The 20,267-nt window shown below is 66.3% G+C and carries 27 protein-coding genes; 13 read left to right on the top strand and 14 right to left on the bottom strand.

Annotation, left to right across the window (positions count from 1 at the left end):
• Positions 1-118 precede the first annotated feature (118 nt).
• The 5 genes from ACSQ3Q_RS03600 to ACSQ3Q_RS03580 form a co-directional block, all read right to left on the bottom strand.
• Complete coding sequence (locus ACSQ3Q_RS03600) at positions 119-445, bottom strand: hypothetical protein (RefSeq protein ID WP_436133045.1); 327 nt, start codon at positions 443-445, stop codon at positions 119-121.
• 290 nt (positions 446-735) lie between these two features.
• Complete coding sequence (locus ACSQ3Q_RS03595; RefSeq protein WP_436133044.1) at positions 736-948, bottom strand: nucleotidyltransferase family protein; 213 nt, start codon at positions 946-948, stop codon at positions 736-738.
• Positions 932-1,330 carry a nucleotidyltransferase family protein gene (locus ACSQ3Q_RS03590; RefSeq protein WP_436133043.1) on the bottom strand — a complete coding sequence of 133 codons (399 nt, stop codon included), beginning with the start codon at positions 1,328-1,330 and terminating at the stop codon, positions 932-934. The genes ACSQ3Q_RS03595 and ACSQ3Q_RS03590 overlap by 17 nt, the downstream gene beginning before the upstream one ends.
• 83 nt (positions 1,331-1,413) lie before the next feature.
• Positions 1,414-2,010 (bottom strand): DUF4124 domain-containing protein, encoded by a 597-nt coding sequence (locus ACSQ3Q_RS03585; protein ID WP_436133042.1) that lies wholly within the window; start codon positions 2,008-2,010, stop codon positions 1,414-1,416.
• A 113-nt stretch (positions 2,011-2,123) separates the two neighbouring features.
• Positions 2,124-4,106 (bottom strand): transglycosylase SLT domain-containing protein, encoded by a 1,983-nt coding sequence (locus ACSQ3Q_RS03580; RefSeq protein WP_436133041.1) that lies wholly within the window; start codon positions 4,104-4,106, stop codon positions 2,124-2,126.
• 14 nt (positions 4,107-4,120) lie between these two features.
• Here ACSQ3Q_RS03580 and ACSQ3Q_RS03575 point away from each other — a divergent pair, with 14 nt between their 5' ends.
• From ACSQ3Q_RS03575 to ACSQ3Q_RS03555, 5 genes are all read left to right on the top strand, one after another.
• Positions 4,121-4,693 carry a 5-formyltetrahydrofolate cyclo-ligase gene (locus ACSQ3Q_RS03575; protein ID WP_436133040.1) on the top strand — a complete coding sequence of 191 codons (573 nt, stop codon included), beginning with the start codon at positions 4,121-4,123 and terminating at the stop codon, positions 4,691-4,693.
• Positions 4,694-4,870: 177 nt separating this feature from the next.
• Complete coding sequence (locus ACSQ3Q_RS03570) at positions 4,871-5,563, top strand: glutathione S-transferase family protein (RefSeq protein ID WP_436133039.1); 693 nt, start codon at positions 4,871-4,873, stop codon at positions 5,561-5,563.
• A gap of 13 nt (positions 5,564-5,576) precedes the next feature.
• Entirely contained in the window at positions 5,577-5,885 is a 309-nt protein-coding gene (locus ACSQ3Q_RS03565; RefSeq protein WP_436133038.1) for an NIPSNAP family protein, read from the top strand.
• Between the two features lie 72 nt (positions 5,886-5,957).
• The gene (locus ACSQ3Q_RS03560) at positions 5,958-6,233 is read left to right on the top strand and encodes a type II toxin -antitoxin system TacA 1-like antitoxin (RefSeq protein WP_436133037.1); all 276 of its coding nucleotides are present in this window, start codon (positions 5,958-5,960) and stop codon (positions 6,231-6,233) included.
• A complete protein-coding gene (locus ACSQ3Q_RS03555; RefSeq protein WP_436133036.1) occupies positions 6,230-6,523 on the top strand; it encodes a type II toxin-antitoxin system RelE/ParE family toxin in 294 nt (97 codons plus the stop codon). The genes ACSQ3Q_RS03560 and ACSQ3Q_RS03555 overlap by 4 nt, the downstream gene beginning before the upstream one ends.
• A 16-nt stretch (positions 6,524-6,539) precedes the next feature.
• Here ACSQ3Q_RS03555 and ACSQ3Q_RS03550 read toward each other — a convergent pair whose 3' ends face one another.
• Positions 6,540-6,995, bottom strand: a complete 456-nt coding sequence (locus tag ACSQ3Q_RS03550; protein WP_436133035.1) for a hypothetical protein — start codon at positions 6,993-6,995, stop codon at positions 6,540-6,542.
• Positions 6,996-7,040: 45 nt separating this feature from the next.
• Between ACSQ3Q_RS03550 and ACSQ3Q_RS03545 the strand changes: the two genes are divergently transcribed.
• Together ACSQ3Q_RS03545 and ACSQ3Q_RS03540 are read left to right on the top strand one after the other, a co-directional pair.
• Complete coding sequence (locus ACSQ3Q_RS03545; protein WP_436133034.1) at positions 7,041-8,303, top strand: multifunctional CCA addition/repair protein; 1,263 nt, start codon at positions 7,041-7,043, stop codon at positions 8,301-8,303.
• A 283-nt stretch (positions 8,304-8,586) separates the two neighbouring features.
• Positions 8,587-9,063, top strand: a complete 477-nt coding sequence (locus ACSQ3Q_RS03540; protein ID WP_436133033.1) for an N-acetyltransferase family protein — start codon at positions 8,587-8,589, stop codon at positions 9,061-9,063.
• Positions 9,064-9,081: 18 nt separating this feature from the next.
• Here ACSQ3Q_RS03540 and ACSQ3Q_RS03535 read toward each other — a convergent pair whose 3' ends face one another.
• Complete coding sequence (locus ACSQ3Q_RS03535) at positions 9,082-9,723, bottom strand: NrsF family protein (RefSeq protein ID WP_436133032.1); 642 nt, start codon at positions 9,721-9,723, stop codon at positions 9,082-9,084.
• Complete coding sequence (locus ACSQ3Q_RS03530) at positions 9,723-10,262, bottom strand: sigma-70 family RNA polymerase sigma factor (protein WP_436133031.1); 540 nt, start codon at positions 10,260-10,262, stop codon at positions 9,723-9,725. The genes ACSQ3Q_RS03535 and ACSQ3Q_RS03530 overlap by 1 nt, the downstream gene beginning before the upstream one ends.
• A gap of 216 nt (positions 10,263-10,478) precedes the next feature.
• Between ACSQ3Q_RS03530 and ACSQ3Q_RS03525 the strand changes: the two genes are divergently transcribed.
• The 4 genes from ACSQ3Q_RS03525 to ACSQ3Q_RS03510 are packed head-to-tail and all read left to right on the top strand — an operon-like array spanning position 10,479 to position 12,943.
• Complete coding sequence (locus ACSQ3Q_RS03525) at positions 10,479-10,775, top strand: BufA1 family periplasmic bufferin-type metallophore (RefSeq protein ID WP_436133030.1); 297 nt, start codon at positions 10,479-10,481, stop codon at positions 10,773-10,775.
• A 34-nt stretch (positions 10,776-10,809) separates the two neighbouring features.
• Complete coding sequence (bufB, locus tag ACSQ3Q_RS03520) at positions 10,810-11,682, top strand: MNIO family bufferin maturase (protein ID WP_436133029.1); 873 nt, start codon at positions 10,810-10,812, stop codon at positions 11,680-11,682.
• A complete protein-coding gene (locus tag ACSQ3Q_RS03515) occupies positions 11,673-12,470 on the top strand; it encodes an HvfC/BufC N-terminal domain-containing protein (protein WP_436133028.1) in 798 nt (265 codons plus the stop codon). The genes bufB and ACSQ3Q_RS03515 overlap by 10 nt, the downstream gene beginning before the upstream one ends.
• Entirely contained in the window at positions 12,467-12,943 is a 477-nt protein-coding gene (locus ACSQ3Q_RS03510; protein WP_436133027.1) for a DoxX family protein, read from the top strand. Before ACSQ3Q_RS03515 ends, ACSQ3Q_RS03510 begins: the two co-directional genes overlap by 4 nt.
• A 9-nt stretch (positions 12,944-12,952) precedes the next feature.
• Here the strand turns inward: ACSQ3Q_RS03510 and trxC are convergent, their stop codons facing one another.
• Positions 12,953-13,399, bottom strand: a complete 447-nt coding sequence (trxC, locus tag ACSQ3Q_RS03505; RefSeq protein ID WP_436133026.1) for a thioredoxin TrxC — start codon at positions 13,397-13,399, stop codon at positions 12,953-12,955.
• Positions 13,400-13,608: 209 nt separating this feature from the next.
• Here trxC and otsB point away from each other — a divergent pair, with 209 nt between their 5' ends.
• Positions 13,609-14,355 (top strand): trehalose-phosphatase, encoded by a 747-nt coding sequence (otsB, locus tag ACSQ3Q_RS03500; protein ID WP_436133025.1) that lies wholly within the window; start codon positions 13,609-13,611, stop codon positions 14,353-14,355.
• Between the two features lie 130 nt (positions 14,356-14,485).
• Complete coding sequence (gene otsA / locus ACSQ3Q_RS03495; RefSeq protein WP_436133024.1) at positions 14,486-15,865, top strand: alpha,alpha-trehalose-phosphate synthase (UDP-forming); 1,380 nt, start codon at positions 14,486-14,488, stop codon at positions 15,863-15,865.
• Positions 15,866-15,920: 55 nt separating this feature from the next.
• Here the strand turns inward: otsA and ACSQ3Q_RS03490 are convergent, their stop codons facing one another.
• The 5 genes from ACSQ3Q_RS03490 to ACSQ3Q_RS03470 form a co-directional block, all read right to left on the bottom strand.
• On the bottom strand, positions 15,921-16,115 hold the full coding sequence (locus ACSQ3Q_RS03490; RefSeq protein ID WP_436133023.1) for a DUF2905 domain-containing protein: 195 nt from the start codon (positions 16,113-16,115) through the stop codon (positions 15,921-15,923).
• Positions 16,116-16,224: 109 nt separating this feature from the next.
• Entirely contained in the window at positions 16,225-17,100 is an 876-nt protein-coding gene (locus tag ACSQ3Q_RS03485; RefSeq protein ID WP_436133022.1) for an ABC transporter permease, read from the bottom strand.
• A complete protein-coding gene (locus ACSQ3Q_RS03480) occupies positions 17,097-18,116 on the bottom strand; it encodes an ABC transporter ATP-binding protein (protein WP_436133021.1) in 1,020 nt (339 codons plus the stop codon). The genes ACSQ3Q_RS03485 and ACSQ3Q_RS03480 overlap by 4 nt, the downstream gene beginning before the upstream one ends.
• Before the next feature lie 14 nt (positions 18,117-18,130).
• Positions 18,131-19,186 (bottom strand): ABC transporter substrate-binding protein, encoded by a 1,056-nt coding sequence (locus ACSQ3Q_RS03475; RefSeq protein WP_436133020.1) that lies wholly within the window; start codon positions 19,184-19,186, stop codon positions 18,131-18,133.
• Between the two features lie 86 nt (positions 19,187-19,272).
• Complete coding sequence (locus ACSQ3Q_RS03470; protein WP_436133019.1) at positions 19,273-20,199, bottom strand: TauD/TfdA dioxygenase family protein; 927 nt, start codon at positions 20,197-20,199, stop codon at positions 19,273-19,275.
• Positions 20,200-20,267: the final 68 nt, after the last annotated feature.

Here is a 20,267-nt window from a genome sequence, read left to right as displayed (position 1 = left end):
ACGGGGGGCTTCTATAACGAGTGCCTTGAATAGCTGATGCCCCGCCTCCAGCAGAGAGCTTCTAACTCCTTAGCCTACGCTCGCACGCGCATTTGAACAATACCTCGCTACGTGAAGATCAGTGTTCAGGTGCTTTTGATACCGTGCCTCGGGAGGCCTGCTGTCGCAGCTGGACCAAGCCCGGTGGCTCTGCGGAAAACCAGAACCATTGAGGGTCGGTGCCGCCCTTGCGCAAGATGAATTGCATGAGCGTAATTACGGCAACCGTAGCGATCACTAGGACGGTGAACGCCAGTACGGCGCCTGCCGCGCTATAGAGCAAGACCATTTGCAGTGGTACTTGCGGTGCGATGTGAGCGCCAGCCAATCCTGCAAGCGCAGACAAGAGGATAGTGGCGAGAAAAGCCTTCGCGGCCACTTGCTTGCTCAGTCTCGATGGGAACATGGCGCTCTCCGGAACATTGCTCCAACACAGTGTAGGGCTCAGAGCCAGCCCTTGACTTGAGACCAGCCAAAGGGGCAGCATCACGCCCACTACGACGATCACGGAGCCTTGGCGCGCTGTGCTTTCAAGGCGCTGTCTTGAATGTGGGGCATGCCTTAGCGCGGTGAGAGGCGTCGTCGAAACTGAAAAGCGCGTTCGAGCCGCATACGTCAAATTGCAAGTACATAAGTCATTCGTTGAGCGTCCGCTTTCACTAACCGTCATTGATTGCTCGTGGCCGCACGCTGCCTTCAGTATCCGGCTATCGACACCAGCGGCCACCGCTCGCCAAACCGCTTCGATTCCACACGTTGACGGTAGGCCTCCAAACTCGCCCTGAGCGGGTTGTGTCGAACGCGAAGCGCGAAGAGGTCATCAAGCCCATGCGGGGCGACAACCCCAATGGACTCGTCATCGCCAAGGTAAACACCGACACAGGTAGCAAATTCAGGCCACGTCGACACGCCTTCTCTCGAGGGAGCCAAGGGGAGGCACCACCTGCCTTAGATGGCTGGCAAACCAGTGATGCACCGCGGCCTGATTGGTGACTTCCCATTGCAACGCCGGCATGAGCGAGCGAAGGCGCTCTTCGAGGCGGGTGTCTTGCTCTGGACCATCGGTTTCGCTGTCGAAGTAGACGACATCCACGTCCTCTAAAACCGAGGGGGTTTCGAACCCATGAAGGGTGTCCCAGACCAGAGACCGCACGGCGCCGGCACCGATGCACCAAGAGGTCAAGCCAAGAGAACGGACCGTTGTGAGCGCTGCCATCAAGTTGCTTGAAGAGCGCACCATGTCAACAAGTCTTCGTTCCAGCTTCGGTCCTGCAATGTGGTTTCGGTGCATGGCTTTACTGGCGTTTTGGCGGAGATTCCGGTCGCAGCCTTTGGCAAACGGCCTGCCCGCCAGCCGGCTTCGGGAAAGGCTTCCTACTCTCCCTGCTTGAACTGCTTGTCGCACCCCATCACATGGTTCTTGCTGCTCGACATGCATTGGTAGAACGACTTCTTGTTGCCCGATGCACCCTGGCAATCCGACACGCTGTATTTGCCCCGGGCCTCGCGGATCTTGGGGGCCATCTTGTCGTAGTCGGCCTTGGAGACGTAGCCGTCGCGCATGTTTTTCTGCCCCACCTCCAGCATCTGGTCGGCCTGGTAGTGGATGTTGTCCACGGCGGCCGCGCAGTTGAGCGGGGCCTGCTTGCTGTCCACCGTCTCCAGCGCTTTCTTCATGCCCTGGCCAAGCTCTTCCACGTCTTTGGGGATTTTCTTGGTGCCGTCGGCGTTGTACTGTTGGGCGGCGCTGCCCGTCTTGCCTGAGGGCGATGATGAAGAGGCGCTTTTGCTGGTGCCGTTGTTGTTCTGCAGCTTCAGCGGCTCGGCATCTGCCTTGGACGGAGGCGGTTGGGAGCCGTAGTGTGTCTTGCCATCGGCATCCACCCATTTGTAGACGGGCTGGGCCTGCGCGACGGCACCGAACCACAGCATCCCCCACGCCGCCGCCGCGGCCCACCACCATTTTTTCATCTCCACCCCTCCCGAATTTTTAGCCAAATCAGGCTCTAGCGCTTATTCATAAAGCGCTAGTAGCTCTTATTTTTATAGCAACTAAGCCAATCTAGCCCGGCCTCGCCCGCCGTTCAAGGCAGGTCTTTGTTCACCTCAGGCGCCGCCGCATCGCGTGGGCCGATGGTGCCCAGGCGGCTCTTGAGCGATTGGGGTTGGCCGGTGAGCATGGCGGCGTAGTTGGTGGTGTTGGCCAGCACTTTCTTCACGTAGTCGCGCGTTTCGGCAAACGGCACGTTTTCGGCCCAAATGGCGGCGTCGAGCACCGGACCGTTGCGCCAGCTGCGCGGGCGGCCAGGGCCGGCGTTGTAGGCGGCGGCGGCCATGGGCATGGAGCCCGCAAAGTCATCCAGCGCGAGCTTGAGGTACGCGGTGCCGATGGTGATGTTGGTGTCGCGTTCGTTGATCTGGTCGGCGGTGAAGTTGTTCAACCCAATCTTCTTGGCCGTCCAGCGCGCGGTGGCGGGCATGACCTGCATCAGGCCCGAGGCGCCCACGTGGGAGCGCGCGTCCATGATGAAGCGGCTTTCCTGGCGGATCAGGCCGTAGACGTAGGCCGGGTCCAGGCCGATGCCGTTGGCACGTTCCACCACCGTGTTGCGAAAGGGGGTGGGGAAACGCTGCGTGACGTCCACCACGCTCTTGGTGCGTTCGCTGGTGTTGATGCAGCGGTCCCATACCTCGCGCTGGCAGGCGAAGTCGGCAGCGGCCAGCAGTTCGCGGTCGGGCATGCCGCCGCTTTGGTGCAGGTTGGTGGTGTAGTTCCACTCGCGCACGCCTTCGCTGCGCAGGCCCAGCAGGATGGCATACAGCGCGCGGTTGAGGCCCGGGTTGGCGCGGGCCGCGGCCTTTTCTTCGGCGGTGAGGGGGGCGGGCGCGGGTGGCGTGGTGATGCGCTGGCCGAGCTCTTCGAGAGCCAGTTGCTCGTAGAAGCCGCGCGTGCTGGCAATGGTTTCGAGCAGCTGGCGTGCTTCGGCGCGTTCAGCGTCGGTCACTCGGCCCGCGAGCAGCGAGCGCGCCTTCCAGTACACCCAGGTGCTGTCCTGGCGGGCTTCGGGGCCCATGGCATCCACGGCCTTACCCACGGCCTTCCACTGGCCGGCGCGCAGGGCGGCGCGCACCTTCCAGCCCAGCAGGTCGTCGTTGAGGTCGCTGTCCTTGGTCACGTTGGCAAAGTAGCTGTGGGCATTGCTGGCCAGCTTTTGCGCAGCGGTCTTACCGATCACGGCCCAGGCCCAGTTGCGCTCCTCGGCCGAGAGGTGCACGCTCCACTTGCTGTCGAGCTGGTGGGCCGCGCCGTCCGGGTCGCCAGTGGCGAGCTTGATCAACGCCAGCAGCACCAGCTCTTGCCGGGCCTTTCCGCTGGCCGTGGCTTGCGACAGCAGGTATTTGGCGGGTGCGTCCAGCACGTCCTTGACCTGGGGCAGCGACTCGGGCGAGACGATCTCGACCGCCGTGCGCACGACCCGGGGGCGGTTGGCCTCCACACCCAGGCGCGCCTTGCGCCAGACATCGAGGGCCGAGAGCTTTTTGTAGCCGTACAGCTCGCGCGCGGCGTGGGTGCAGCCATCGTCGCCATCGCGCTGGGCATACCAGTTGCTGCGCACGTCTTCGGCCACATTGGCGGCCGCGGTGCCCTTGATCTGGTCGATCAGCAGGGCGTAGCAGCGCACTTCGCGATCGTCGGACATGCGGTAGCTGGGGTGTTGCTCCGCAAACTGCGCCCAATCGCGGCGCTGGCCCAAGAGCAGCAGCCAGTCGTTGCGCAGGCGGTCTTCCTGGTAGCTGCCGGCGTAGCGCTGCATGAAGGACTGGATCTCGGCTGGCGAGGCCTCCGCCAAGCGCAGCTTGATCTCCCAATACGCCGCCCAGGGCTCCAGAGCGTGGCCGCGTGCGGTGGGCAAAAGCTGCTCAAGCTTTTTGCGATCACCCTTGCGGAACGCCTGCTGCATCTCCAGCAGGGTATCGTCACCACGGTTTTGCGCCTGGACCAGGGGCGCTGCGGTGGCCAGCAGAGCGCCAGCAACAAGCGGTGTCAGAATTCGAAACAATTGCATGGGGGAATTATCTGATGGACAAAGCAGCCCTGCGGCGCGCGTTGATAGAAGAACGCCTCAATTTGCCCGACCGCCTACAGCGGTCCGACCTGTTACAGCAGGTGATGCGCATCTGGCTGGTGAACCGGCCCGACACCGTGATCGGCGCGTACTGGCCCATCAAGGGCGAGTTTGACCCCCTGCCCGCCCTGCACCGCTGGAAGGAAGACGGTGAGCTGCTGGACGAACCCCAACGGCGCCGCATCGGCCTGCCGGTGGTCGACAAGGTGCACAAGACCCTCACCTTTCACGCCTGGCACCCCGGCTGCCCCATGGAAGAGGACGCCTACGGCATCCCCAAGCCCAAGGACACTGAGGTCATCGTGCCCACCCTGCTGTTTGTGCCCTGCGTGGGCTACGCCCCGGGCGGCTACCGCCTCGGTTACGGGGGCGGTTTTTACGACCGCACGCTGGCCACGCTGCAGCCCAAGCCGTTCACCGTAGGCCTGGGCTTCACCCACGGCTACCTGGATGATTTTGAGCCCGAAGAATTCGATCTGCCACTTGACGCGATCCTGAACGACAACGGGGTGGTCTGGCCGGTGTGATGTGGCGGTGACCTGGGCGGAGCGGCCGCGCTGGCTGTCGCTTCGCCCGTTGATGCGCAGACCGCATCAGTCAGGCGGCGTTTTGGCATCGGTGTTTTGCGCGACTGCCGCTAGCATGGCGGGCTTCCTTCTTCCACACACGCTCTTTTCTCTGCGCGTTCCATCGACAGGTGTCCCATGCCCAAGCTCTACATCGGCAACAAGAATTATTCATCGTGGTCCATGCGCCCCTGGGTGCTGCTGCGCCAGGCCGGCATCGCCTTTGACGAAGTGCGTGTGCGCTTCGACAGCTTTGACGCCGACTCCGAATTCAAGCGCGCCATCGGCGCGGTCAACCCCACCGGCAAGGTGCCCGTGCTGGTGGACGGTGACCTGGTGGTCTGGGACACGCTGGCCATTGCCGAGTACATCGCCGAAACCCACCCCGACAAGCAGCTCTGGCCCGCCGACCCCAAGGCACGCGCGCGCGCGCGCAGCATCTGCGCCGAGATGCACAGCGGCTTCACCAACCTGCGCGGCAACTGCCCCATGAACATCGAGGCGAGCTTGGCCGACACCGGCGCCCTGCTCTGGCGCGACCAGGCTGGTGTGCGCGCCGACGTGGAGCGCCTGGTGAGCATGTGGAGTGCCTTGCTGAGCGAACACGGCGGCCCGATGCTGTTTGGCAAGTTCTCCATCGCCGATGCGTACTTTGCGCCGGTATGCATGCGCCTCATCACCTACGCCCTGCCCCTGCCACCGCACATCGCCGACTACGCGCAGCGCGTGCGCGCCCTGCCGGGCGTGAAGGCCTGGATCGACGACGCGCTGGCTGAAAAGGACTTCCTCGACTTCGAGGAGCCCTACCGCCTGGCCCCCGCGAAGCGCTGAGGAGCACAGGCCCATGGCAGTCACCATCTACCTGCGCTACGTGCTCGACACCCGCAAGCTCAAGGAGTTTGAGCACTACGGCAAGCTGTGGATTCCCCTGGTCGAGAAGTTCGGCGGCCAGCACCACGGCTATTTCATGCCCAGCGAAGGCGCCAACAACATCGCGCTGGCGCTGTTCACCTTCGAGAGCCTGGGGGCCTACGAGGTGTACCGCCAGCAGTCGATGCAGGATGCGGAGTGCCTGGTGGCGTTCCGCTATGCCGAGGAGACAGGCTGCATCGTGAGCTATGAGCGGAGTTTCTTCAGGCCGGTGTTTGATTGATTGGACTGAGAGAGGCAGAGGGCTACATGTAGCACCATTGTGCTACATTGCCTGTTCCAACAGGAGCCCCCCATGTCCACCACCACCATCCGCCTTGAAGATGAGATGAAAAGCCGCATCAATGCCGCGGCAGCGCAAGTGGGCAAGACAGCCCACGCCTTCATCCTGGATGCCTTGGCCCAGAAGGTGGAGCAAGTGGAGCAGGACAACGCGTTTCACGCCCTGGCCGACGAGCGCTGGGCGCGCATCCGCGCTACGGGCAAGACGGTGGCCTGGGACGATGCCAAAGCCTATCTGGCGGCCCGAGCCAACGGCGAAAAGCCTCGCAAACCCGCCGCCAAGGCATGACGCGCATCGAGCTGGCGCCAGAGGTGCTGGAAGACTTTGACCGCTTCTTCGACCACATCGCCCAGTACGACCAGGGCAGTGCCCCCGAGCGCATTGGCGCCATCATGGACGCCCTGCAGATCCTGTCGCACAGCCCCCAGATCGGTCGGCCTGTGCAAGGTGGAAAGCGTGAGCTGGTGATTGGTCGGGCTTCTCGCGGATATGTCGCCCTGTACCACTATGTGGCGGCTATCGACACCGTTTTTGTGCTGGCGGTGCGCAACCAGCGGGAAGCAGGGTTCAAGCGCTGAAGTCCCGCACCACCCACTACCGGAACTGCTTGCGCAAAAACGCCTTGTGCCTCGCGATGTGCGCCAACTGTGCGGGGGCGACGGTGCCGCCCAGGTCTTCGTCTTCCGCATTGAGCACCTGGTTGGCATAGGCCAGCGCACGTGCCACCACGTCCTCGTCACTCACACCCTGCTGCGCGGCCAGGTCCAGCGCCACGCGTTTCATGGCGCGCTGCGACAGCATCCACATCGCGCCAAAGGCATCCCACGCGGCCATTGCTTCCTTGAACTTGTCGCGGTCGGCCAGGATTTCGTTCAGCGGCTTGGCCAGAATCTCCTGCAAGTCATCCACCTTGGCCTTCAGCGCTTCAAACTGCGCCTCGCGCTGCAGGGCTTCGGCCGCAGCGTTGGCCGCTGCATCGGGCGCAGTGGGCACGGGCACGCTGCCGTCGGGGTTCAGCTGGGCAATGGTGAGGTCGGACGATAGGGACATGGTGGGCTGGAATATACGGCCGAGGGGTCGTCCTAAACTACGCCGATGCAAATCTACATGGTGGGCGGCGCCGTCCGCGACAAGCTGCTGGGACGCCCGGTAAACGACCGCGACTGGGTGGTGGTGGGCGCCACGCCCGAGCAGATGCTGGCCGAAGGCTACCTGCCCGTGGGGCGCGACTTCCCCGTCTTTCTGCATCCCGAGACCCGCGAGGAATATGCCCTGGCGCGCACCGAGCGCAAGAGCGGACACGGCTACCGGGGCTTTGCGGTGCACAGCGCACCGGACGTGACGCTGGAGGAAGACCTCTCGCGCCGCGACCTTACTATTAATTCCATAGCAGAAAGTATCGATGGATCAAGCGCTGGAGGCCCTTTTGACCCCTATCATGGCGTGCGCGACATCGAAGCGCGCGTGTTGCGCCATGTGACCGATGCCTTCCGCGAAGACCCGGTGCGCATCCTGCGCGTGGCGCGTTTTGCGGCGCGCTTCACCGACTTCACCGTGGCGCCCGAGACGATGCAGCTCATGCGCGAGATGGTGGCCGACGGCGAGGTGGACCACCTGGTGCCCGAACGCGTCTGGCAGGAGCTGGCCCGCGGCCTGATGGAGGCCAAGCCCTCGCGCATGTTCGAGGTGCTGCGCGAATGCGGCGCGCTGGCCGTGCTGCTGCCCGAGGTGGCGCGGCTGTGGGGCGTGCCGCAGCGCGCCGAATACCACCCCGAGGTGGACACCGGCGTGCACTTGATGATGGTGCTGGACATGTCCGCGCGGCTGGGTGCCCCGCTGGCCGTGCGGTTTGCCTGCCTGGCGCACGACCTGGGCAAGGGCACCACGCCCGCCGAGATGCTGCCGCGCCACATCGAGCACGAGCAGCGCAGCGCCGAGCTGCTGCAGGACGTGGCCGAGCGGCTGCGTGTGCCGGTGGACTGCCGCGAGACCGCTGACGTGGTGGCCCGCGAGCACGGCCACATCCACCGCAGCGGCGAGCTGTCGGCCGCGGCCCTGATGCGCCTGCTGGAGCGCTGCGACGCGATCCGCAAGCCCGCGCGCTTTGCCGACGTGTTGCTGGCCTGCGAGTGCGATGCGCGCGGGCGGCTGCACTTCGAAGAAACGCCCTACCCGCAGCGCCCGCGCCTGCTGGCGGTGCTGGCTGCCGCGCAGTCCGTGGTCACGCGCGACATCGCCGCGCAGGCTGCCAGCCGGGGCCAGTCGGGCCTGCAGGTAGGTGCGCTGATCCACCAGGCGCGTGTGCAGGCTGTGGCGCAGTGGCTGCAGCAAGAGAAGCAAGAGAAAGAGCAGGGGTAGACATAGAAGGCCCGGTTCCACACCGCCATGCCTCCACCGCCCGGCCGCAGGACTTTCCTGGAAAAGCCCCGCACCGGGAGGAAGAAGCCGCCCCTTACCGTTCGGGCTGAGCTTGTCGAAGCCGGGGCACGCCGTGCGCAAACCCCCAACAGGTTTCGGGCCACGGAAGATTGAGCGGGACGCCCCGCCCACCCCCTAGAATCCGCCTCCTTTTGCCCAGCCTGCGCGCAGTGACCACGCCGCTTCTAGCGACCGACCGCCCCTTGTCATTCACAACAACGCCATGAATCATTTGCACATCCGCCTGGCCACTCCGGCCGACGCAGACACCATCGCCCCGCTGTTCGACGCCTACCGGCAGTTCTATGACCAGGCGCCTGATCTTGCGGGCGCCCAGCGCTTCATCGCCGACCGGCTCACGCGCGGCGAGTCCTGCATCCTCATCGCCTTCGACGCTGCGGCTGCAGCAGATACACCGGCAGGCAACGCCATCGGTTTTTGCCAGCTGTACCCCACGTTCTGCTCGGTCGAGTCAGCACCGATCTACACGCTGTACGACTTGTTCGTGTCGCCCTCAGCACGCAAAACCGGGGCAGGCCGCGGCCTGCTGATCGCGGCCCGCGACCATGCGCGCGCGCAAGGCAAGGTGCGCATGGACCTCACCACCGCCCACACCAACACCACCGCCCAGTCGCTGTACGAATCGCTGGGCTGGGTACAAGACACGGTGTTTCGCGCCTATAGCCAGCGGGTGGCGTAAAGCCTATTTAAGGCCCGCTTACCAGCGCAGCCAGCGCGGCCCCAACACGGCGCCCAGCGCGGTGGGAATAGCCATGCCAGCCAGGTACCACACCGCCAGAAACGGCGTGGCCATTTCGGGGCAGTGCAGCGCATACACCAGCGCCCCCAGCGCCCCGGCCAGCAGGCCAGCACCCGCGCCGGCCCAGGCCAGGCGCGTGGGCGCCGCCCCCTTGAGCGCCCAGAAGCCCGCGACAAAGGCCGGCACCGACAGCACGGCGATGTTGAAGGGGCAAGTCCGCCAGGTACTGCCCAGGACGAGCGTCACACGCTCGGCCGGCGCCGCCTGCGCCAGCGTTGCCAGTGCCAGCCCCCACATCACCAGCGGCGGCAGTGCCAGCCACAGCGCCGCGCGCCCGGCAGGCATGCCGGGGCGTGCCATGCGCTGCAGCACCACCACCCCGGCCGCGGCCAACGTGCCCGCAAAAGCCAGCTTGCCCCAGAACATCGGCATCGCCAACGTGGCCGCCAGATCGCTGCGCAGGCCGAAAAGGACGAGCATGAGCACGGTGGCCCCAGCAATGCCGGCAAATGCCGCCACCGCCAGGCGCTGCTCCACGGTGTGCCGGGCGACCGGGTGCGCATCGGAAGCCAGCAGCTCTATCAACTCATCGGTTTTCATCACATTCCCCTGATCTTGGCGGCCAGGGCCTTGAGGCCCCGGTGCACGCCGACTTTGACGGCCGACTCCGACAGGCCGGTGAGCTGTGCGGTCTCCACCACCGACATTCCCTCGAGCTTCATGTGCACGATGGGCAGGCGCTGGCGCTCGGGCAGCATTTGCAGCAACTGGCCCAGGTCGCGCCGCGCCTCGGCCGCATCGCTGTCGGTGCTGGCGAACAGGTCGTAGGTAGCGTCCAGCGGCACATGCAGCGATTCCTTGGCAGCGCGTGAGCGCAGCCAGTCGATGAGCTTGTAGCGTGCGATGGCATGCACCCAGGCCGTCACCGGCGAGTCGGCCCGGTAGGTGTGGCGCTGGTTGTGCACCGCCAGCAAGGTCTCCTGCACCAGGTCCTCCACCTCATCGGGCCGCTGCGCCAGGCGGCGGCGCAAAAAGGCGCGCAGGTGTGCGCTCAGCTCCTTCAGAAATCGCTGGTACGCCGCTGCGTCGGCGTCCAGCCCCTGCAGCAGCAATCCGCGCAGCCGCTCTTCAATGTCCATGGCGTCTCCCTGCTGAGGTATTCGTCACAGCGGGCCCTCCGGTTACAGCGGGTGCAAAAAATAAAAAAGCGCGTGGGATGGCAGCGCCGCGTAACCCGCAGCGCCGCCAGCGCGAATTACAGCGCAGATCGGGGGTTGCAGGGTGCGGGCTGTTGGCCCGTGCCCCACCGCCACCGGTCCACTTTGATCACTTACCAACCTTTGGAGAACTTCACCATGACCCACCGCACCCTCAGCCTCGGCGCCCTCGCACTCTCGGCCATTGCCTGCACCTCCGCCCTGGCACAGGCACCCGCCCAGCCCATGGGCGACGCCGCCAAACCGGCCATGGAGAAATGCTACGGCGTGTCGATGGCCGGCAAGAACGACTGCGCTGCAGGCGCCGGCACCACCTGTGCGGGCACGTCGAAGATGGACTACCAGGGCAATGCCTGGAAGTACGTGCCTGCAGGCACCTGCGCCACGCTCAAAACCCCGAAGGGCATGGGTTCGCTGATGCCCATCAAGTCCTGATCACGCACCCGCATCGCCCGCGCTGACCGCTGCCATGCCATCGCTGCTGACTGCCGGCCTAGGCCTCAAGCCCCAGCACTACGCCCAGGCGCTGCACTGCAGTGCCCCCGGCCTGTGGTGGGAGGTCCATCCCGAAAACTACCTGGCCGCTGGCGGCCCGCGGCTGGCGTGGCTCGAAGCCATCCGCGCGCGGCACCCGGTGGCGCTGCACGGCGTGTCGCTGTCGCTCGCGGCCGATGCACCGCCCAATGCCGACCACCTGGCCCGGCTGGCTGCGCTAGTGCATCGCATCGAGCCCGCCATCGTGTCGGAGCACCTGGCGTGGTCCGCGTGGCGCGGCCAATACCTGCCCGACCTGCTGCCGTTTCCGCGCACCCACGCGGCGCTGGCGCGCGTCGCGGACAACATCGCGCGCACGCAGGATGCCCTGCAGCGCCCCATTGCCATCGAGAACCCCACGCACTACCTGCACATCGACGGGCACGACTGGTGCGAGACCGACTTCCTGGCCGAGCTGGTGCGGCGCACCGGCTGCGCGCTGCTGCTGGACGTGAACAACGTGCACGTGAGCGCCCACAACCTGGGCACGGATGCGCGGGCTTACATCGATGCCTTTTCGCTGCACGCCGTCGCAGAGATCCACCTGGCCGGCCACCACGCCGACCCGGCGCTGGGCGAGGCGCTGCTCATCGACAGCCACGATGCGCCCATCGACCCCGCCGTGTGGGCGCTGTACGAGCGCGTGCTGGCGCGCACAGGCCCCGTCCCCACGCTCATCGAAAGGGATGGCAACGTGCCTGCGTTGCCGGAGCTTATGGCCGAGCGCGACGGGGCACACCGAGCCCTGGCTGCATGCGAACAGCAGGGCGAACATCACGAACACCGCGAGGTGGCGCCATGCACCTGAGCGATTTTCAGGACGGACTGTCCGCCGCCCTGCTGCCCTCGCCCCCCGCTGCGGCACACACGCCTGCGTGGCTCGCAGCCTTGGCCGCCCAGCCCGGATTTGCCGTGTACCGCAACACCGTGCTCAGCGCCTGCATCGACGCGCTGCAGGCCAACTACCCCACCGTGTGCAGCTTGGTGGGTGCCGACTGGTTCCGTGCCGCGGCGGGCGTGTTCGCCCACGCGCAGCCGCCTGCCGACGGGCGTCTCATGGGCTATGGCGCGGGCTTTGCCGGCTTTTTGCAGCAGTTCGCGCCAGCCGCCGCGCTGCCCTACCTGCCCGCCGTTGCGCACCTCGACCGGTGCTGGACGGAAAGCCACTTGGCGGCAGACGCTCCGGCGCTAGACGCCACCTGGCTGGGCTGCCAGCCGCCGGGCACGCTGGCACTGCTGTACCTGCGGCCCCACCCTGCCGCACGCTGGAGCTGGTGCGATGCGCACCCCGCCTACGCGCTGTGGCAGCGCCACCGCGATCAGTTGCCGGTGGATGTGGAACTGCCCTGGACGGGCGACGCAGGTTTGCTCACGCGGCCAGAGTCCGCCGTAGCGTGGTGCGCGCTGCCGCATGCAGGGATTGCATTCATGGACGCCTGCGCCCAAGGCCTGCCGCTGGAGGCGGCCGCCACGCAGGCGCTGACGGCCGAGCCGGGCACCGACATCGCGGCGCTGCTGGTGCTGTTGCTGGATGCAGGGGCGTTCACCGATGCCGATGCTGATGCACCGGCCCCATGTTCAAAGGAAACACCATGACCCCCAACACCATCCCCATACTCTCCCTAACCGCAGTCGGCCCGCGCGCCTGGGCGGCCCGGCTCGCAGACACTGCCACCTGGCTCACGCCCCACAGCCTGCTGGCGCTGATTCACCGCGTGGCCCTGGCCGGCATCTTCTGGCTGTCGGCGCGCACCAAGGTCGAAGGCTGGTTCACCATCTCCGACAGTGCCTATGCGCTGTTCCGCGACGAGTACAAGCTACCGCTCATCGCACCGCACCTGGCCGCACAGATGGCCACGGTGGCGGAGCACCTGTTCGCCGTGCTGTTGGTGCTGGGCCTGTGCACACGCCTGTCCGCGTTGGCGCTGCTGGGCATGACGCTGGTGATACAGGTGTTCGTCTACCCGGATGCGTGGCCCACCCACCTGTCGTGGGCCGGGCTGCTGCTGTACCTGGTGGGCCGCGGCGCAGGGAGTGTGTCGCTGGACCGCGCGCTGGGCCTGCGCTAAGGCTTCAGTTCACAGGCTGGCCGGTGCCGCGGTGCGCACCCAGCGCACGATGTCCGCCGCGCCCAGTGCACCCGAAAGGCGAGCCACCTCGCGCCCCTGCTGAAACAGCACCATGGTCGGGATGCTGCGGATCGCATGGCGCGCCGCCAGCGCCTGGTGCTCTTCGGTGTTGAGCTTGGCCAGGCGCACGGTAGGCTCCAGCTCGCGCGCGGCCTGGGCAAACGCTGGTGCCATCTGCCGGCAGGGCCCGCACCAGGGTGCCCAGAAGTCCACCAGCACCGGAATGTGGCTGCGGCCCACGTGGCGCTCAAACGCCCCTGCGTCCAGCTCCAGCGGCGCCCCGATGAACAGCGGATGATGACATTTGCCGCAGTCGGGCGCGCTCGCGAGGTGCGCGCTCTGGACGCGGTTGGTGGTGTGGCAATGGGGACAGACGATGTGCAGGGCTTCGGTCATGCGGCAGAGGTGGGTAGGAAAAGCGGGGTTGCTCCGCTGTGATTTGGCGGTCAACTTACATGGTTTCAAGTCGGCGTGCCTGATTTGCCATGCCGAGGGGACACAGACAAGCGGCCGATCAGCAATGCGCAAAAGTTACGGATGTTTACCGGCGTACGGGCCCGTTTCCGCCATGAGGCCCCGGGCCGCATCTGCTAAGGTGCCCACCCATGCAGCTGCTCCCGATACTGACAACTGCCCACGCACTCTTTCTCGATTTCGATGGCACGCTCACCGAGCTGGCGTCGCGCCCTGAAGCTGTGCGCATAGCATCCGGGCTGATTCCTACCCTCGCTTCCTTGCACGCCCACCTGGGCGGTGCGCTGGCCATCGTCACGGGCCGGCCGGAAGTGGATATCGATGGGTTCCTGGCACCCTTGCGTCTGCCGTTGGCCAGCGAGCATGGCGCGCAATACCGCCTGCACGACACCTCGCACCCCGCGGTGGCCCCGCCCGACCTGACGCCCGTGCTGCAGGCCGCCTACGACCTCGTGCAGCGCCACCCGGGCTTGCTGGTCGAGCCCAAGCGCGCCAGCGTGGCGCTGCACTACCGCCTGGCTCCGCACATGGAAACGCGCTGCCTCGACACCTTGCTGCGGGCGATGCAAGGCATGGAAGGCGTCGAGCTGCTGCGCGGGAAGTTCGTTTTCGAGGTCAAGCCGCGCGGTGTGCACAAGGGCCAGGCGATCATGGACTTCATGACCCAGCCGCCGTTTGCCGGCCGCATGCCAGTGTTCGTGGGCGACGACGTGACCGACGAATCCGCCTTCGCTGCCGTGCAGGCGCTGGGCGGGTGGGGTATCAAGGTGGGCGAAGGCCCCACCATGGCGCAGTACCGCTGCATGACGCCCGCCGCTTTGCGGGGATGGCTGTCCGCCGCGCGCACGACCTGGGACCGCGAAGCGCTGAACCGCTAGCCAGCTCTCCGCACACGGGGTACCCGCTGGGGTACCTGCCGCCACGTGCGATATGGCGCGCCCGTGACCTTGCTCGTTTTGAGGCCGTGTCCGACAGGCCTGCACCCCGGTGCGCGCTGATGATCGCCGCATGAGCCGACTCGTTGTTGTATCCAACCGCATTGCCGACCCCCGAAAACCCGCTGCTGGCGGCCTGGCTGTCGCCCTGGGGGACGCCCTTAACCGGACCGGGGGCCTGTGGTTTGGATGGAGCGGCACCGTGGCCGAAGACGGCACGCCCGGTGAATGCGAACTCCAAACCCGAAATGCTGGCGCGGTGACGCTGGCCACCGTGGACCTGTGCCGCGAAGACCACGACACCTACTACCACGGCTACAGCAACAGCGTGTTGTGGCCAGTGTTCCACTACCGGCTGGACCTTGCGGACTTCAACGCCCGCTACATCGCCGGGTACCGCCGCGTGAACCAGATGTTTGCGCGCAAGCTGCTGCCCCTGCTGCGCGACGACGACATCATCTGGGTGCACGACTACCACCTGATTCCCCTGGCCGCCGAACTGCGCGCCATGGGCTGCAAACAGCGCATCGGTTTCTTCCTGCACATCCCCGTTCCGCCGCCGCTGATCATGGCGGCCATTCCGCAGCACGAATGGCTCATGCGGTCGTTGTTCGCCTATGACCTGGTGGGCCTGCAGAGCGAGGCCGATGTCTCGCACTTCACCCGCTATGTGCGCGCCGAGGGCAGCGCCGAAGAGGTGGACGCCCAGCGCCTGCGCGCGTTTGGCGGCACCGTGCTCGTGCAAGCCTTCCCTATTGGCATTGACGTGGACGAGTTCACCCGCCTCACCCATGCTCCCGAGGCCGTGGAGACCTACGAGAACATGCGCGATGAATACTCGCGACGGCGGCTACTGCTGGGCATCGACCGGCTGGACTACTCCAAGGGCATCCCGCACCGCGTGCGCGCGTTCCGCGAACTGCTGGACCGCTACCCGGAAAACCGCGACAGCGCCACGATGATCATGATTGCCTCGCCCTCGCGCGACGACGTGCACGCCTATGGCGACCTGCGCCAGGAGCTGGAGGGGCTGTGCGGCTCGGTCAACGGCGACTACGGTGAGCTCGACTGGATGCCCGTGCGCTACATCCACCGCATGGTGGCCCGCAAACGCGTGCCCGGCCTGTGCCGCGCGGCCGCCGTGGGGCTGGTTACGCCGCTGCGCGACGGCATGAACCTGGTGGCGAAGGAATACGTGGTGGCGCAAGACCCGGAAGACCCCGGTGTGCTGGTGCTGTCGCGGTTTGCGGGCGCTGCTGAGCAGCTCAAGGAAGCGTTGCTGGTGAACCCCTACGACACCCAGGGCACGGCCGACTGCATCCAGCACGCGCTGCAGATGCCACTGGCCGAGCGCAAGGCCCGGCACCAGAAGTTGATGGCCCGCATCCGCGAGCACGACGTGCACTGGTGGCGCAAGTCGTTCTTGAAGGCGCTGGAGAACGCGGACGAGTAACGCTTTGGCTGTGGTTGCTGTCGCGCTGCGCGTGGCATGGGGCGCAGCAACACTCTCACAGCAGTTTGGTCAACAGGCTCACCACAAAGCTCAGCAGCAGCGTGGACGCCAGCGGCACATCCCAATCCCGGCCCAGCCAGCGAAACCGAAAATCCCCCGGCAGTCTGCCAAACCCCAGACGCCGCAGAAAAGGCGACAGCCAGCTCAGCAGCATGAGGGCCAGGAAGATGACGAGGAGCCAGCGGATCATGCGGGGAGTGTAGAACGCAGCGACTCACGCGAACCGCCTGCGGCCGGACGCTGTAGTCCACGCTCAGCCGCCGCAGCGCGCCTCTTGCCCCGCGAACAGGCGCCTGCCCTCAGCGCTGCACGCCCCAACGCCGCACGGTCAAGCGCTCGAGCGTGTGAAAGCCCAGGCTCTCCACCGCCAGCCCGATCAGGATCACCATCACCAGGCCCGCGAACACCTTGTCGGTATAGAGCTCGTTGCGGTTCTGGAAGATGTACCAACCCAGACCGCCCTTGCCCGACGAAGCGCCGAACACCAGCTCGGCCGCGATCAGCGTGCGCCAGGCAAAAGCCCAGCCGATCTTCAGGCCCGAGAGGATGGAGGGCAGCGCGGCCGGCACCAGGATCTGCAGCACGTAGCGGATGCCGGTGAGGCCGTAGTTGCGCCCGGCCATGCGCAGCGTCTCGGGCACGGACTGAAAGCCCGCGTAGGTGTTGAGCGCCAGCGGCCACAGCACCGAGTGGATGAGCACGAACACCAGGCTGCCCTGCCCCAAGCCGAACCACAGCAGCGCCAGCGGCAGCAGCGCGATGGCCGGCAGCGGGTTGAACATGGAGGTCAGCGTGGACAGCAGGTCGCGTCCAAACTGCGTGGACACGGCCAGCGTGGTGAGCACAAAGGCCCCGAAGATGCCCGCAAGATACCCCTTGAGCAGCACCGACAGCGAGATCGCCGTCTTGCCGATCAGCTCGCCCGAGGCCAGGCCCTCCACCAGCGCCTTGGCGGTCTGCAGGAAGGTGGGCAGCAGCAGGTCGTTGTCCTGCCAGCGCGCCACCACCTCCCACAGCACGGCCAGCACCGCCAGGATCACGAGCTTGCGCAAAGAGGCCTGCTGCCAGATGCGCGCCCCCAGCGGCAGCGGCTGCACGGGCGTGATGCCGCCCAGCGGCTCCAGGCTGCGCTCGAACTCGGGGCGTACGGGAGGGGTCAGCAAGGAGGCGCTCATACGGAAATCTGGAAAGGCAGCGAACCCGTGGGCCGCTGTGGGGAGATGAGCGGCACGCCACCTTGGCGGCCGGGCGCCAGGGCCTCTGCGTCGGCCTGCACCGATCCCGGCACGGCGCCGGTGGTGGGTTCGTCGAACAGCAGGCGGTGGATGCGCTGGGCCGTGGCCTGGAACTCGGTACCGCCCAGGCTGTGCAGCCCGAACTGGTGGCTGTTGAGCTCGGCGCGCAGCCGCCCCGGATGCGGCGAGAGGATGGCGATGCGGTTGCCCACCACCAACGCCTCTTCGATGGAGTGCGTGACGAAGATCAGCGTGAAGCGGAACTCGTCCCACAGCGAGAGCAGCTCCTCCTGCATGCGCCGGCGCGTGAGGGCGTCGAGCGCGGCAAAGGGTTCGTCCATCAGCAGCACCTGGGGCTGCATGGCCAGCGCGCGCGCAATGGCCACGCGCTGCTTCATGCCGCCCGAGAGCTGGTGCGGGTGCACGTCGGCGAACTTCGTGAGACCCACCTTGTCGATGTAGAGCGCAGCGCGCTCGGCCGCCTCCTTGCGGCCCACGCTGCGCGAGGCCAGCAGCGGGAACATCACGTTGTCGCGCACCGTCTTCCAGGGCGGCAACTGGTCGAACTCCTGGAACACCACCACCCGATCGGGCCCTGGCCGCGTGACGGCGCGGCCGTTCAGCAGGATCTGCCCTTCGCTCGTTGCGATGAAGCCGGCAATCGACTTGAGCAGTGTGGACTTGCCGCAGCCCGAGGCACCGAGCAGCACGAAGCGGTCGCCCGCAAACACGTCGAAACCCACGCGGTGCGTGGCACGCACCACGCGCTCGCGCGTGCGGTAGTCGATGCTCACGCCCTGCACCTGCAGCAACGCGGCGCCTGGGTGGGTGGACACGGCGGCGGCACGGCCCTCGCCCGCAGCCAGGCCCAGCGCCTGCGCCTCGGCCTCCAGCGCCGTGCGTTCGCTTTGCAGCGGCGGCGAGAAGGGGCCCAGGCGGATGGTGTGCTCGCTCATGCCAGGAGGCCCACTCAGTTGCCCGACGCCGTGTGCGCGTCTTCGAAGAAATAGTCCTTGAGCGCGGTCGGCTGGTTCTTGATGGCACCCACGCGGTGCAGGAACTGGCCCATGCCCAGTGTGTTCTCGGGGCGCACCTTGAACTGCACCTCGGGGTTCTGGATGATCTTGAGCAGCAGGCCCCGGTCGGTGTTGCCGCCCGATACCTTGAGGTAGATGTCGGCCGCTTTCTCGGGGTTTGCGGCGACGAATTTCGCGGCTTCATCGAGCGCATCGACGAAGGCCTTGTAGGTCTTGGGGCTCTCGGCGCGGAACTTCTCGGTGGCGTAGAGCACGGTGGCCGATGCCGGGCCGCCCAGCACGTCGTACGAGTTGAGCACGATCTTCGCCTTGGGGTTGCCCGCCAGTTCCTGCTCCTGGAAGGGCGGGTTGCCGAAGTGGCCCGTGATCTCGGTGCCGCCCTTGATGATGGCCGCCGCCGCATCGGGGTGCGGCAACGCCACCTGGTTCTTGTCCAGGCGGTTGAACTCCTTGTCGCCCCAGAGCTTGGCCGAGGCCATCTGCAGCACGCGCGACTGCACCGAGACACCGACGGCCGGCAGCGCGATGCGGTCCTTGTCGCTGAAATCGGCAATGGTCTTCACGGCCGGGTTGTTGCTCACCAGGTAGTAGGGAAAGTTGCCCAGCGAGGCCACGCCCTTGACGTTCTGGCGGCCCTTGGTGCGGTCCCACAGCGTGAACAGCGGACCCACGCCGGCACCGGCGATGTCGATGTTGCCCGACAGCAGCGCATCGTTGACGGCCGAGCCGCCCGACAGCTGCAGGAACTCCACCTTGATGTCCACGCCCGCGGCCTTGCCGTGCTTCTCGATGAGCTTGTTCTCCTGCGCCACGTTGAGCAGCAGATAGACGATGCCGAACTGCTGGGCGATGCGCAGTTGCCCTTCGGCCGCGTGGGCCGGGGAAGAAAGACCGAGGCTTGTCAGCACAAGGCCCGCGGCCGTGAGCCATCCGGCGGTCTTGCGGCCGAGGCTTCGTCGGTCAAAACGGTGGTGGGTGGAGGTCGTCATGGAAGCCCTTCAAGTCAAAAATCAAACAAAATATGGCCCCAGCGCTTATCCATTAAGCGCTGATAGCTATCAAAAACAGAGCGAACTCAGAAAGGCAAGTTGCCTTCGATCGTTGTCCTGTACAGCTTGCGGCGTTCGGTGTCTGGCGTGCCCGCAGCGAGGTGCATGACAGACCGGTTGTCCCAGAACACCAGGTCGTGCGGCTGCCACTGGTGGCGGTAGGTGAATTCGGGGCGCACGCTGGCGGCGAACAGTTCGGCCAGCAGGGCCTGGCTTTCGGCCTCCGGCAGGCCGACGATGCGCGTGGTGAAGTGCTCGCTCACGAACAGCGCCTTGCGGCCCGTCTCAGGGTGGGTGCGCACGACGGGGTGGATGGAGGGCGCCACCTCGTCGATCTGCGCCTGGGTGAGCTTCGGGCGCCAGGGGCTCCTGGCGCGCAGCTCCTCGTACTTGGCCAGGTAGCTGTGCTCGGCCTTGAGCGGCGCGATGCGCGCCTTGAGGGCTTCGGGCAGGGCGTCGTACGCGGCGTGCTGGTCGGCGAACAAGGTGCCACCGCCCTCGCCCGGCAGCTCCTGCGCGTGCAGCAGCGAGCCCAGGCTGGGCTTGTCCTTGTACGACAGGTCCGAATGCCAGTAGTGGCCCGCATCGCCCAGGCCAATGGGCTGGCCCGCAGCGTCCTTGATGTTGGAGACGATCAATATCTCGGGGTGGCCCGCGAGCTGGAAGTTCTTGAGCACGTGGATCTGCAGCGGCCCGAACAGGCGGCTGAAATCGATGTGCTGCTGCGGCGTGATGCGCTGGTCGCGGAACACCAGCACGTGGTGGGTGAGGTGCGCGCGGTGGATGCTGGCGAAGTCCTCGCGGCCCAGCGGGTGCGACAGATCGAGCCCCAGCACCTCAGCGCCCAGCGGGCCGGCGGCGCCCGCCACGGGGCGGATCACCAGACCTTGCGGCCGCGCGTCGCCATCGGTGGCTTTGGCGGTAGGGGGCGGAGAAGACAGAACAGCCGACATGGGAACCTCGTGGGTAGGTGGGCAAGGAGGAAAGGGGCGTAGTGGCCCTGAGGTCCGCACTCTAGGCG

The organism is Acidovorax sp. LjRoot129 (assembly GCF_964253765.1).
Lineage (GTDB): Bacteria > Pseudomonadota > Gammaproteobacteria > Burkholderiales > Burkholderiaceae_C > Acidovorax.
Note: the sequence above shows the minus strand (reverse complement) of the source record. Positions and strands in the feature narration are given on the sequence as shown.